Annotated in this window: 10 protein-coding genes, 1 other RNA gene and 3 pseudogenes; 6 read left to right on the forward strand and 8 right to left on the reverse strand. The window is 66.5% G+C overall.

The genetic code is table 11. The features are described from left to right. Positions 1-2: 2 nt before the first annotated feature. The 5 genes and pseudogenes from EO156_RS24430 to EO156_RS17380 form a co-directional block, all read right to left on the reverse strand. On the reverse strand, positions 3-566 hold the full coding sequence (locus tag EO156_RS24430) for a lysozyme inhibitor LprI family protein (protein ID WP_230577991.1): 564 nt from the start codon (positions 564-566) through the stop codon (positions 3-5). A 120-nt stretch (positions 567-686) separates the two neighbouring features. Continuing rightward, positions 687-2,072, reverse strand: coding sequence for an FAD-linked oxidase C-terminal domain-containing protein (locus tag EO156_RS17365; RefSeq protein WP_029828078.1), 1,386 nt, complete (start codon positions 2,070-2,072; stop codon positions 687-689). Next, a pseudogene (locus EO156_RS17370) lies at positions 2,069-2,598 on the reverse strand (metal-dependent hydrolase). The gene EO156_RS17365 and the pseudogene EO156_RS17370 overlap by 4 nt, the downstream one beginning before the upstream one ends. A 31-nt stretch (positions 2,599-2,629) precedes the next feature. Then, a complete protein-coding gene (locus EO156_RS17375) occupies positions 2,630-2,998 on the reverse strand; it encodes a YraN family protein (RefSeq protein ID WP_005910940.1) in 369 nt (122 codons plus the stop codon). Between the two features lie 3 nt (positions 2,999-3,001). Next, complete coding sequence (locus EO156_RS17380; RefSeq protein WP_003485306.1) at positions 3,002-4,693, reverse strand: penicillin-binding protein activator; 1,692 nt, start codon at positions 4,691-4,693, stop codon at positions 3,002-3,004. Positions 4,694-4,813: 120 nt separating this feature from the next. On the opposite strand from EO156_RS17380, the gene rsmI reads away from it, so the two are divergent. Together rsmI and rnpB are read left to right on the forward strand one after the other, a co-directional pair. Then, entirely contained in the window at positions 4,814-5,635 is an 822-nt protein-coding gene (gene rsmI / locus EO156_RS17385) for a 16S rRNA (cytidine(1402)-2'-O)-methyltransferase (RefSeq protein ID WP_029828081.1), read from the forward strand. A 146-nt stretch (positions 5,636-5,781) separates the two neighbouring features. Further along, positions 5,782-6,208, forward strand: an RNA gene (gene rnpB / locus EO156_RS17390) — RNase P RNA component class A. 428 nt (positions 6,209-6,636) lie between these two features. On the opposite strand, the pseudogene EO156_RS24180 reads toward rnpB, so the two are convergent. The 3 genes and pseudogenes from EO156_RS24180 to EO156_RS17405 all read right to left on the reverse strand — a co-directional run. Further along, positions 6,637-6,807: pseudogene (locus EO156_RS24180) on the reverse strand (CcdB family protein); the annotation flags it as partial. 154 nt (positions 6,808-6,961) lie between these two features. Next, positions 6,962-7,204 (reverse strand): annotated as a pseudogene (locus EO156_RS24630) (type II toxin-antitoxin system CcdA family antitoxin); the annotation flags it as partial. 37 nt (positions 7,205-7,241) lie between these two features. Beyond that, entirely contained in the window at positions 7,242-8,009 is a 768-nt protein-coding gene (locus EO156_RS17405) for an NRDE family protein (protein WP_029828083.1), read from the reverse strand. Positions 8,010-8,324: 315 nt separating this feature from the next. Here EO156_RS17405 and mraZ point away from each other — a divergent pair, with 315 nt between their 5' ends. Genes mraZ through EO156_RS17425 form a run of 4 tightly spaced genes read left to right on the forward strand, consistent with a single transcriptional unit; the run spans position 8,325 to position 12,034 of the window. After that, positions 8,325-8,780 (forward strand): division/cell wall cluster transcriptional repressor MraZ, encoded by a 456-nt coding sequence (gene mraZ / locus EO156_RS17410; protein ID WP_005910933.1) that lies wholly within the window; start codon positions 8,325-8,327, stop codon positions 8,778-8,780. Between the two features lie 14 nt (positions 8,781-8,794). Then, the gene (rsmH, locus tag EO156_RS17415; protein ID WP_003485294.1) at positions 8,795-9,853 is read left to right on the forward strand and encodes a 16S rRNA (cytosine(1402)-N(4))-methyltransferase RsmH; all 1,059 of its coding nucleotides are present in this window, start codon (positions 8,795-8,797) and stop codon (positions 9,851-9,853) included. Beyond that, positions 9,850-10,113 carry a cell division protein FtsL gene (ftsL, locus tag EO156_RS17420; protein WP_005910928.1) on the forward strand — a complete coding sequence of 88 codons (264 nt, stop codon included), beginning with the start codon at positions 9,850-9,852 and terminating at the stop codon, positions 10,111-10,113. Before rsmH ends, ftsL begins: the two co-directional genes overlap by 4 nt. Before the next feature lie 52 nt (positions 10,114-10,165). Further along, complete coding sequence (locus tag EO156_RS17425) at positions 10,166-12,034, forward strand: penicillin-binding protein 2 (protein WP_003485291.1); 1,869 nt, start codon at positions 10,166-10,168, stop codon at positions 12,032-12,034. Positions 12,035-12,037: the final 3 nt, after the last annotated feature.

Genomic DNA, 12,037 nt, shown 5'->3' on the forward strand with positions numbered 1-12,037 from the left:
CCTTATGGGATGGATTTTGCGAGTTGCTCCAGTTGCTCGATACGTGAGCGTGTGATGCTCATCTTGCATGCTGTCGATAGCGCATCTTGCTCGTTACGAGACATTCCCTGCACCAACGGCTCGGCTTGGCAATAGGTGTCGCGATACGTTCGCCAAGCATTGGCGGATGCCGCGAAGTCCTTTTCAAGGTCGTCGAGATACGCTGGGTCGTCGGCGGTGTAGCTGGCATAGCTTGCCCGTGCCTTGCTGATGATATTTTTTTCGGCTGCAGCCATTTCGTTTTCGATGGTACGTGCCTGCTGCAGTGCAAGGCAGGCGGAGCCTAACGCTTCGCACTCCTTTGCTCGTAATGCCAAAAAACAGGCTTCTCTATCTTTGGCTGCAGCAACGCGTGAGCAATCCGTCTTGACCTTTGATGGCTTCACTGACTTGTCTTGGGCGGCGGCGTTGACATCTGGCGATGAGCAGCCAGTGAGTGCCGATAGCAATAATATTGCCACCCATAGGGGTGTGATTTTTCTATAGGTCGCGGAAAATCTCTCTGGTTCCTTTGTTGCCCTGATCATTCGAGATCCGCCCTAAGCGCCTTACTCGGATGATCAGGCTATCCATGTAAGTCTGATTTCATCAAGTGGTTGCTGTGGTATGACGTTGACGTTATGCAACGAAGAGTGCTCATCATTTACTCATGCAGGCGGTAATACCTTGCCCGGGTTGAGAATCCCGTCCGGATCCAGTGCGGCCTTGATTGCGCGCATGGTGGCCAGCGTTGCTGCGCTGAAGGCCTGGCTCATGAAATCGCGCTTGGCCACGCCGATGCCGTGCTCGCCGGAGAGCGTGCCTTCCAGCGCCAGCACCAGCGTAAACAGTCGTGGCAAGGCGGCATGCGCGCGGGCGTTTTCGTCGGCATCGGCCGGGTCGTACATGATGTTGACGTGCAGGTTGCCGTTGCCGGCATGGCCGAAGGCGACGATGGGCAGTGCGAATTCCGCAGCGAGCGCTTCCACGCCGGCGACGAGTTCGGGAATGCGCGACACCGGCACCACCACGTCCTCATTGATCTTGCCCGGCTTGATGGTGCGCAAGGCCGGCGACAGGGCGCGGCGTGCGGCCCACAACTTGTCGCGCGCGCTGCCATCGGCGGCCACGTCCAGGCTCAGTACGCCTTCGCCATCGGCCGCGTCGTGCAGGGCTTGCAGCGCGTAGGGCAAGGTGTCGTGATCGCCGTCGGCTTCGATCAACAGCATGGCGCCAGCGTCGGGCACATCGCTGCCATTGCGGCGTAGCAGCGCAATCGCATTGGCATCCATGAATTCCAGCATGGTCGGCGTGGTCGGTTGCGCCATCAGCCGCGACACCGCGGCTGCGGCGCTGGACGCATCGCGGTACAGCGCGCGCAGGCCGGCTTGCGCAATGGCGCGCGGGGTCAGCTTCAAGGTCGCCTCGACGATGATCGCCAGGGTGCCCTCGCTGCCGACCAGCAAGTGGGTGAGGTCGTAACCGGTGGAATTCTTGGTGTACGCGCCGCCGCAGCGGATCACCTCGCCGGTGCCGGTCACCGCCACCAGGCCGAGCACGTTGTCGCGGGTGGCGCCGTATTTCACCGCGCGCGGGCCGCCGGCGTTGGTGGATAGATTGCCGCCGACGCTGCAGATGTCCGCGCTGGACGGATCCGGCGGCCAGAACAAGCCATGCGGCTGCAGCGCCTGTTGCAGGTCGCCATTGAGCAGGCCCGGTTGCACCACCGCGCAGCGGTCTTCCGGACGTAGTGCCAGGATCTGGTTCATGCGCGCCATCGACACCACCACCCCGCCGGAAAACGGCACCGCCGCGCCGGTGGTGCCGGTACCGGCGCCGCGCGCCACGATCGGCACGCCGTGCGCACGGCACGCCTGCACGATCGCCACTACCTCATCGGTGTCGCGCGGCAACGCCACCGCGGCCGGCAATGCCCAGCGGCGCGAATCGTCTTCGCCATAGCGGCGGCGCGCATCGTCGCCGGTCAACCATCCATCGGTACCCAGGCGCGCGGCCAACAATTCGGCAAGTGCGGTGGGAAGTACATCGGTCATGACATGCGATCCTGTGGTGCCGCGCGCTGGATGCATTTCCACCCCAGCACGGCGACGGTGAGCGGCAACCAGACCCAGCGCAGCTCGGAGAGCAACGTGCTCAGGCCGCGCGCGTTGAAGAAGCCGGTCGCGAATGGCGACACCCGAATCGGCCGCCATGGTGCGAACCAACGCGTTTGGCTCCACGGCCAGCCCAGCGCAACGCCCAGGCCGCCGGAGGTCATCGCATCCAGCAGCGGGTGCGATGCGGCGCAGACGAACAAAAATACAGACGCCTGCACGGCATCCGCACGCAGGCTGCGATGCCGAGCAGTGCGATGACGCTGGCGAACAACAGCGAGTGGCTGGCGCCGCGATGGCCGAACGCATCGGCGTAGGGAATGTGCAGCGCGAACGCCAGCACATCGGCATCGGGCAGCATCGCCGCCACCACGCCGGCCGCGAGCAGGCGTGGCGAGATGCGGCCGCGTTCGCTGGCGCACCACAGCGCCAATGGCACGGCAGCGTGGGTCATGATGGTTGGCATGAAAAACGTTGGCGTGAGCGTTCGGTGGTGGTCAGCAATCGTCGGCGCGGAATGCGTCGCGGATCCAGTGCAATACCGGCGGTTCGCCGCTGGCATCGACTACATCGAAGCGGCACGGCAGCGCCGCCAGGGCCGGGTGAGCGCCAAGAAACAACTGCGCGGCCAGCACCAACTTGCGACGCTTGCGCCAGTCCACCGATGCCGCACCGCCGCCGAAGCGGTCGTCGCGCCGATAGCGCACTTCCACAAACACCAGTGATGGCCCATCGTGCATCACCAGATCCAGTTCGCCGCCGCGGTAGTTGGCGTTGCCGACCACCAGCCGTAGCCCGGCCTGCTCCAGCAACGCGCGTGCGGCAGCCTCGACCGCCGCACCACGCTGCTGACGCGCCGCCGGCATGGCTCAGCGGCCGTCGGCGATCGGCGTCGGGCGGCCACCGCTGAAGGTGGACCAGGCCGGCGTGCGCAGCACATTGCCGAAGCCGTCCAGGTGCAGGGTGCCGGTGGCGCCGCGCAGGCCGCCATCGGTGCCGGTGGCGAGTTTTTCCAGGTACGCAGTGATCTTCCAGGCGTCGTAGCCGAACGCGAACAGCCGGGCGGCCGGGCCGCGTGCGCTGGGCAGGGTGCTGGCCACCTGGCTGACCGCCGGCAGGCCGGACACGCCCAGGGCGGTCCAGGTTTCGCTCGGGTAGACGATGCCATCCAGCGCCAGATCGTCTTCGACCTTGCCGGTGCCGGCCACCAGTTGCGAGGTGCCCACGCGCGACTTGCCGGCGAATCCGGCCAGCGCCAGCTGCGGCGCCAAAGCACGCGCGGTGTTGCCGCGCACCGCCAGGAACACCGCGTCGGCGGTGCCGTAATTGCGCAGCTGCGCGCCGATGTCGCCCGGCGCGTCGGCCACGCTGATGCTGCCGGCCACCGTGCCGCCGCGTTCGCTGAAGCGGTCGCGGAAGGCCTTGATGGTGCGCTTGCCGTTGTCGTCGCTGGTGCCGACGATCAGCACATTGCGCCGTTCGCGCGAGAGCAGGTATTCGGCGGCCATGATGCCGTCGTCTTCCGGCGCCAGCGAGAAGCCTGCGCTGCCGGTGGGCGGGGCCTTGTTGTCGCTGGGACGGTTCAGTGCCAGCACCGGCACCGCGAGCTGGCCGCGCGCGAACAACGCGCTGACTTCGTCGCGCCCCAGCGGGCCGACCACGTAATCCACCCCCGCGCTCACAGCCTTGTCGTAGGCGGCATTGGCACCGGCGGCGGTGCCGGCGGTGTCGAAGAATTGCACCTCCGGGCGGCGGCGGGTTTCCGCGTAGTAGCCGGCCAGCAGGCCATCGCGTACCGGCGCGGCGGCGGTCGCCAGGTTGCCGGTGATCGGCAGCAGCACGCCCAGCTTGACCGGTGGGCGGTAGCCATCGCGCTCGGCGGGCGGGCGCTTGCTCGTATCGAAACCCCATTGTGCATCGCGCTCGAAGGCGCGCGGCAGCGCCAGGCCGCGGCTGATCAACGCGCGCCCGGCGAAGTTGTACAACGGGTCGCCGGCCGGCAGCGCAGCGGTGCGGCCCTTGAGGGTGGCGTCGTCGAGCGCGGCAAGCAGGCGCACGATGGCGCGCTGGTTGTCGCTGCGCGCGGTGCCGGTCAGGCTGGCATCGGCGCGCGCGCGGTCGGCGGCGGCGCCGAACAGGTCGCCGGTGGCTTCCAGCGCCGCAGCGCGGGCCACCAGCCAGCGCGTCTGCAGCGGCTGGGTCAGCCCCTGCGGGCTGTCGCCCAGGGCCTGCAACGCCTGTGCGCCCTGCTTGTCGAGCACCGCCAGCTCGCCGGTGAGCAGCCCGAAGCGAGCCCGCTCCTCGCCGCTCAGGTGGCGTGGGTTGACCTGCGCCAGCAGCGTGCGGGCGCGCGCATCGTCGCCAGCGTCGTGCCAGCCGAATGCCGCGGCAGCCAGCAGCCGGCTGCGTTGCGCGCCGCTGGCACTGGCAGCTTCGGCTTCCAGCTGCTGCGCGGCGTCGCGCGGTTTGCCCTGATCCAGCAGTGCCAGCGCTGCGCTCTGCGTCGGCGAGGCGGTCGGCGTGACGCTGCTGGTGGCGCAACCGGCGGCCAGCATCACCATCAGCGAAAGGGCAGAGATCCTTGCAACACGCTTGTTCATTTCAGATCCATTGGACAGGGGCCGCCGGGGCGGGCCGTTAAAAACGCTACGATTCTACCCTTTGCCCCCGGAAAACCGCTGATGACGTCCCCTGGAACCCTGCACGTGGTCGCCACGCCGATCGGCAACCTGGCCGACCTGTCGCCACGCGCGCAGGAGGTGTTGCGTGGCGTGGCGGCGATCTGCGCCGAAGACACGCGCCATACCCGCCAGTTGCTCGGCCATTTCGGCATCGACCGCCCGCTGCTGGCGCTGCACGACCACAACGAAGACGCCATGTCCGAACGCATCGTGGCGCGCCTGCGCGACGGCGAGTCGCTGGCCATCGTCAGCGACGCCGGCACCCCGCTGGTGAGCGACCCGGGGTTCAAACTGGTGCGCGCCGCGCGTGCCGCCGGCATCAAGGTCAGCCCGGTCCCGGGCGCCTGCGCGGCAATCGCTGCGCTCAGCGTGGCTGGCCTGCCCAGCGACCGCTTCGGCTTCGAGGGGTTTCTGCCGGCCAAGAGCGCCGCCCGCCGCGAGCGCCTGGCGCGGTTGGCAGGGGAGACCCGCACCCTGGTGTTCTACGAATCGGCGCACCGCATCGTCGAATCGCTGGCCGACCTGCGCTTTGCCTTCGGTGACGAGCGCCCGGCAGTGATCGCCCGCGAATTGACCAAACTCTTCGAAACCGTGCTCGACGGCAGCCTGGCGCAGCTGCAGGCCCAGGTCGAAGCCGACGACAACCAGCGTAAGGGCGAATTCGTGTTGATGGTGCAGGGCGCCGCCGACGCCGCCGAAGGCCAGCTCGCCGAAGGCCGCCGCGTCTACGCCAAGCTCGCCGAGCATTTGCCCCCTTCCACCGCCGCCAAGCTTGCTGCCGAGCTCACTGGCGCGCCGCGCAAGGCCTTGTATGGCGGCTAATGCGGTCATCGCAGGAACGCGGCTGGAAGCGACGGTGGTTGATCGGTACCGCCTCTCGCGCCTGGGTGCGCTCCTACAGGGCAATGGCAAGCTTGAAATCGCCGCGCCGTTCTGCACGGCAGCGATAGCGTAGAATGCGCCCCGGCGGAGTCGGCCAGACAGTCGCGTCACTCGCAAGAGTGCCGAGGAAAGTCCGGGCTCCATAGGGCAAGGTGCCAGGTAACGCCTGGGCGGCGCAAGCCGACGGAAAGTGCAACAGAAAGATACCGCCTACGTCCCTCGTCACCCCTTTGCCGCCACTGAAACGTGCCAGCGATGCCTCGCATCGCCAAGCGCGCTCGGAGGCCGCAAAGGGGTGGCGAGGGGCCGGTAAGGGTGAAATGGTGCGGTAAGAGCGCACCGCGAGTCCGGTAACGGACCGGCACGGCAAACCCCACCTGGAGCAAGACCAAATAGGGATCCATTGGCGTGGCCCGCGCTGGATCCGGGTAGGTTGCTTGAGCGCTGCGGTGACGTAGCGCCTAGACGAATGACTGTCCACGACAGAACCCGGCTTATCGGCCGGCTCCGCCGCCTTCTTTGGGCGTACGCCCTTCGAAGGCGCCCACGCTTCGTACCGCCGCAGGCGGTACAAAACGCGGGTCCCGCTCCGGGCATGCCACATCCCCGCGGCTGTCGCCGCGCCCCCTTGACTCAAGGGGGCTTGCAGGTAGCCAGTGGGTCGAGGCTCTCGCTACGCTCCGCCGCCTTCTTTGGGCGTTTGCCCTTCGAAGGCGCCCACGCTTCATACCGCCGCGGGCGGTACAAAACGCGGGTCCCGCTCCAGGCATGCCACATCCCCGCGGCTGTCGCCGCGCCCCCTTGACTCAAGGGGGCTCGCAGGTAGCCAGTGGATCGAGGCTCTCGCTATGCGATCGACTCCCTTCCCCCGCCTGCGGGGGAAGGTGCCCGAAGGGCGGATGGGGGTACGCAATTCGCCACGCCTGCAGCCGTGTTTGGCGCTAGCCGAACGAGCGGGTGAACAGCTCGTCCAGGGCGTCGATGAGGATCTGGCCCTGGTCCTTCAGTGTGCCGGTAGGTGTGTTGAGCACGGACAGCGGTATCGAGGTCATTTCCAGGGGTGGCAGGATCACGCGGTGGCCGGCGATGGTGAGTTCCGGGGTGAAGCGGGATGGGGTCGGCGAAGAGCTTGGACTTTCGGATCAGGGGCCGCCGCCGCGGCGTGGCGAGGTGTCGAAAATGTTCGACTGAACGACGAGCACGTACGGGATGTTCGTGTTCTGGACGACATTGGCGTGAACATCGAACTGGTCGGTCACAGCGTGGAAACTCGTCGGCGAAGGAGCCGTGCGCCTCGGTGAAGGCTTTCCATTCGCTTGTCGCGCGTTGCAGTTCAAGCGCTCCTGCGCTGTGGCTGTGGCTGTGGCGTTCCTTGGCGATGTACTCGGCCAGCAACTCTTCCACCTTTGCCGAGAGCTTGCCGGTCATCGCGCGGGCTTGCGCCGCCAGGTCGGCATGGCGGTCAGATTCGATGGTTTTTTGCACAGAAACATCGTAATGGCGGTTCATGCGTCGACTCCTCGGCTATGCGCACGAGCGTGGCTTGTCAACGCGAGCCAGGGATCTCCAGGCGTGCCTCGCCCTGGAAAATCCCATTCGGCCCGAAGCGTCGTTCGTGGATGAATCCATGGCCGTGATGGTCCACCGCAACGATGGTGCTGGCGCGGGTGCCATAGCTGGGGCCGCTGATGAAGGCGGCCGAGAGCAGGCGTTCGGTCGCCAGGTCCACGCCGGTCTGCGGTAGCGCAGCGTCGGGGGCGATGGCCGGGTTGCCCAGGGCGGCCCACAGCGGCTGCAGGTCTTCGTCGCCGTCGGCGCACCAGCGGTGCAGCACCTTGGTCAGCGCAGCGGTCTTGGGCCACGGCGCATCCAGCGGCCCGTTGGACATGCCATGGATGCCCACCGCCAGTTGCCGCGCCAGTGGCGGGTGGTTGCTCAGGTGCTCACACCGGTCGGCGTCGCACAGCAACAGGTTGAAAGGTGGGAACGCGTGGGCGGCGCCGGCCAGTGCGTCGGCGTACACGGTAGCGCCCAGGCTGCCGGACAGGTAGTCGGCAATCAAATGCCCGCGCGAGCGCCCCGAAGAAGTGGCGAGCGGGTCACGCACATTGGTGACCACCGCAGCGCGTCCGTCCCGATCCAGGCCAACCCAACTGCCACCGGAGCGCAGGTCGCGGCCAGCCAGCAGGTTGTCGGCCGGCGCCGCCCAGCGTGCCAGTGCCGCAGTGGGACGTTCGTGGAATTCGTCGCGGTTGCCCGCCAGCAGCAAACGCCAGCGCGGGTGGACTTTCCAGGCAAGAGCGACCAGACACATGTCGCCGATTGTCACCTTGTTTGCGCAGTTGAGATACGTCGCTGACGCAATGTGAAGTGAGATGGCAGTCGGGTTTACATGGCCTTCACCGCCCTGAATTTCCGTTCAATCTCAAAATATGAGATGAAACAGCAACTTGTGGATAACCTTTGAACAAGTCTCTAAAGAGTGCCGCAACTCATTGATGCGACTGGCGATTTGTGGTCCTCAAAGTTGTTGACAACCTTTGACGCGCTGCTAAGGTGGGCAACGGAGGGAAAACCAGGTGTTTTGTGGTTTTTCGTGGTTCAATGATCCCCCAGCGGGTATTCGAGGTTGCATTCGGTGTTTCAGGGCGAGACTGCCATCACGGTGGACGACAAGGGGCGTATGGCGGTGCCAACCGCATACCGCGACCTCGTTGCGCGTGTCAGCGGCAACCGTCTGGTCCTCACCTACAACCCGTTCGAAGCCGGATGCCTGTGGCTATACGCGGAAAAGGAGTGGGAGCGGGTGCGCGACGACGTGATGTCCAAGCCCAATACCCAGCGCGTGGTCCGCACGCTGCAGCAGAAACTGGTGGGTTCTTCGGCGGTGCTCGAGCTGGACGCCAACGGCCGTCTGAGCATTCCGGCCAGCCATCGCAATGCAGTGGGCATCGAGAAAAAAGCCGTGCTGCTGGGCATGGGCGACAAGTTCGAACTCTGGAGCGAGCAGGCACATCGCGCACTGATCCAGCAGACATTGTCTGACGGGGATCTGGGCGATGAATTGCTCGATCTCAGGTTGTGAGCCGGGGTGCCCGGATGCGCGGTGAAGCGCAGCCCGGTCACCCGGTGTCGCAGTCCCCGGCGGCCCATGTGCCGGTGCTGTACACGCAGGTGCTGGATGGCCTGCAAGTGACCGAAAACGGAACGTATCTGGATGGCACGTTCGGGCGTGGCGGGCACGCGCGCGGCGTGCTGGAACACCTTGGCCCGGGAGGTCGACTGCTGGTGATGGACAAGGACCCCGAAGCGATCGCGGTGGCCGAACACAGCTTCGGTGGCGATGCGCGCGTGTCCATCCATCGCGGCAGTTTTGCCGGGCTCGGCCAGGTGGTTGCCGCCGCCACCGTCGACGGCATCCTGCTGGATCTGGGCGTGTCTTCGCCGCAGCTGGACGTGGCCGGGCGCGGTTTCAGTTTCGGCAAGGACGGCCCGCTGGACATGCGCATGGATCCGGACAGCGGCCAGAGCGCAGCCGAGTGGCTGGCGCAGGCCAGCGACCGCGAGATCGCCGATGTGCTGTGGACCTATGGCGAAGAACGCCAGAGCCGCCGTATCGCGCGCGCCATCGTGGCGCGGCGCGCCGAACAGCCGCTGCTGCGCACCGCGCAACTGGCCGACCTGATCGCGTCGGTGATGCCGCGCGGCGACAGCAAGACCCACCCGGCCACACGCAGCTTCCAGGCCATCCGCATCCACATCAACCGCGAGCTGGCCGATCTGGAAGCCGGGCTGGATGCCGCCCTTGGCGCGCTCAAGCCGGGCGGCCGGCTGGCGGTGATCAGCTTCCATTCGCTGGAAGATCGCATCGTCAAACAATTCATGGCCCGCTACGCCAAGGCGCCGCCGAGCAACCGCCGCTTGCCCGAAGCACAGCCGTTCGTGGCCACGCTGCAACTGGTGAGCGGCGCGATCAAGGCCGACGACGCCGAATTGCACGTCAACCCGCGCGCACGCAGCGCGGTGTTGCGGGTGGCCGAGAAGCTGGGATTGGGGAATGGGGAATCGGGAATGGGCAAAGGCAACAGCGCCGCTGCTTCCCGATTCCCGACTGCCGATTCCCCATTCCCGGCGTCAGCGAACGGTGACGCCGCATGAGCCGCTTGCTGCTCGTCGTGCTGCTTGCCTGCAGCATCGCCTCGGCGATCGGTGTGGTGTATATGCGCCATATGCATCGCAAGCTGTTCGTGCAGTTGTCCAAGCTCGAACACACACGCGACGAATTGAATATCGAATTCGGCCGGCTGCAGCTGGAGCAGGCCACGTGGGCGGAAAGCAACCGGGTCGACCAGGTCGCGCGTGCGCGCATCGGGATGAAGTTCCCGGAGACCAACGACATCGTGGTGGTGCGCCCATGACAAAGCAGCACAGCCGCTTTGCACGGCGCAGCTGCGCACCGGGAGGTGTGCGATGAAGGCTGGCCGCAACCGCCCCCGCAGCAATTTCAATCTCCGTGGTCGCCTGACCCTGGTCGGCATCGCGCTGGGCCTGTGCTCGGTGACGCTGATCGGGCGCGCGGCCTACGTGCAGCTGGTCAACCGCGATTTTTACCAGCGTCAGGGCGAAGCGCGTTACCTGCGCGAACTGCCCATCGCCACCTCGCGCGGCATGATCACCGACCGCAACGGCGAGCCGCTGGCGGTGTCCACGCCGGTGGAGTCGATCTGGGTCAATCCGCAAGAACTGCTGCGTAACCCGGACCGCATTCCCGAGCTGGCAAAAGCGCTGGGGCAGCCGCTGGACGATTTGAACGCCAAGCTGGCACAGAAGGCCGGCAAGGAATTCATGTACCTGCAGCGCCGGATCAATCCGGACAAGGCGCATGCGATCGTCGATCTGAAGATTCCGGGCGTGTTCTCGCAGCGCGAGTTCCGTCGCTTCTATCCGCAAGGCGAGGCGATGGCCCACGTGCTGGGCTTCACCAATATCGACGACCGCGGCCAGGAAGGCCTGGAGCTGGCATTCGACGAATGGCTGCGCGGCAAGCCCGGTTCCAAGAAGGTGGTGCGCGATGCGCGCGGCGCCATCGTGGAAAGCGTGGACCTGGTGCGTCCGGCGCAACCGGGCAAGGACCTGACGCTGAGCATCGACCGCCGCATCCAGTTCCTTGCCTACAAGGAACTGCGCAATGCCTTGGTCGAGAACAACGCGGCCGGCGGTTCGATGGTGGTGATGGACGTGGCCACCGGCGAAGTGCTGGCGATGGTCAACCTGCCTACCTACAACCCCAATTCGGTCACCGGCATCAATCCGTCGGCCCGCCGCAACCGTGCGGTCACCGATCTGGTCGAGCCGGGTTCGACGATGAAGCCGCTGACCGTGGCCACCGCGCTGACCGCCGGCGTGGTGACCAAGGACACCGTCATCGATACCAACCCCGGCTACATGTCGGTGGGGCGCTTCACCATTCGCGATGTGCCGCGCAACAACGGCGTGCTCAACGTCACCGGCGTGATCACCCGCAGCTCGAACATCGGTGCGGCCAAGATCGCGGCCAAGGTGCCGGACCAGACCTTCTACCAGTCGATCCGCAACTTCGGTTACGGCAGTGCGCCGCACAGCGGGTTCCCCGGCGAATCGGCCGGCGTGGTGCTGCAGCCGGCGCGCTGGAGCGGCCCGTCCAAGACCACGATGTCCTACGGCTACGGCCTGTCGGTGACGCCGCTGCAGATTGCGCAGGCGTACGCCACGCTGGGCAACGGCGGCAAGCTCACCCCGCCGACCTTCGTGCGTGGCCAGCACAACGAAACCCGTCAGGTGATCACGCCGGAAGTGGCGCGCCAGGTCATCGACATGATGGAGACCGTGGTCACCCAGGGCGGCGCCAAGGGCGCGGCAATTCTGGGGTACCACGTGGCCGGCAAGACCGGCACGGCGCGCAAGAATGGCGCCAACGGCTACGAGCGCGGGCATTACAACGCCCTGTTCGCCGGGCTGGTGCCGGCCACGCGCCCGCGCTTTGCCACGGTGATCGTCATCAACGATCCGCAAGGCAAGGTGTATTACGGCGGCCTGGTGTCGGCGCCGGTGTTCCATCGCGTGATGGAAGGCGCGCTGCGCTTGATGGACGTGCCGCCGGACGATATCCAGTCGTGGCTGGCCGCACAGGCCGCCGGCAAGACCGGCCAGCCGGTGGTCAAGCCGCAGTCGGTCGATCCGGACCCGGCGCTGGTGCCGGACCCGGTGGATGAAGTCTCTGCCGGCATCCCGACCGCACTGGCGCCTGCGCCGGCTGCCGCACCAGCGCAGCCCGCGCCGTTGCAGGAGAGCCGCCAGTGAGCC

It is taken from the genome of Xanthomonas sp. DAR33341, assembly GCF_003992815.1.
GTDB classification, from domain to species: Bacteria; Pseudomonadota; Gammaproteobacteria; order Xanthomonadales; family Xanthomonadaceae; genus Xanthomonas; species Xanthomonas cissicola.

What these genes read in the sequence shown, in the direction of transcription:
- EO156_RS24430 (WP_230577991.1), bottom strand. Translation starts at nt 566, where the DNA reads ATGATCAGGGCAACAAAGGAACCAGAGAGATTTTCCGCGACCTATAGA.
- EO156_RS17365 (WP_029828078.1), bottom strand. Translation starts at nt 2,072, where the DNA reads ATGACCGATGTACTTCCCACCGCACTTGCCGAATTGTTGGCCGCGCGC.
- EO156_RS17375 (WP_005910940.1), bottom strand. Translation starts at nt 2,998, where the DNA reads ATGCCGGCGGCGCGTCAGCAGCGTGGTGCGGCGGTCGAGGCTGCCGCA.
- EO156_RS17380 (WP_003485306.1), bottom strand. Translation starts at nt 4,693, where the DNA reads ATGGTGATGCTGGCCGCCGGTTGCGCCACCAGCAGCGTCACGCCGACC.
- rsmI (WP_029828081.1), top strand. Translation starts at nt 4,814, where the DNA reads ATGACGTCCCCTGGAACCCTGCACGTGGTCGCCACGCCGATCGGCAAC.
- EO156_RS17405 (WP_029828083.1), bottom strand. Translation starts at nt 8,009, where the DNA reads ATGTGTCTGGTCGCTCTTGCCTGGAAAGTCCACCCGCGCTGGCGTTTG.
- rsmH (WP_003485294.1), top strand. Translation starts at nt 8,795, where the DNA reads ATGCGCGGTGAAGCGCAGCCCGGTCACCCGGTGTCGCAGTCCCCGGCG.
- ftsL (WP_005910928.1), top strand. Translation starts at nt 9,850, where the DNA reads ATGAGCCGCTTGCTGCTCGTCGTGCTGCTTGCCTGCAGCATCGCCTCG.
- EO156_RS17425 (WP_003485291.1), top strand. Translation starts at nt 10,166, where the DNA reads ATGAAGGCTGGCCGCAACCGCCCCCGCAGCAATTTCAATCTCCGTGGT.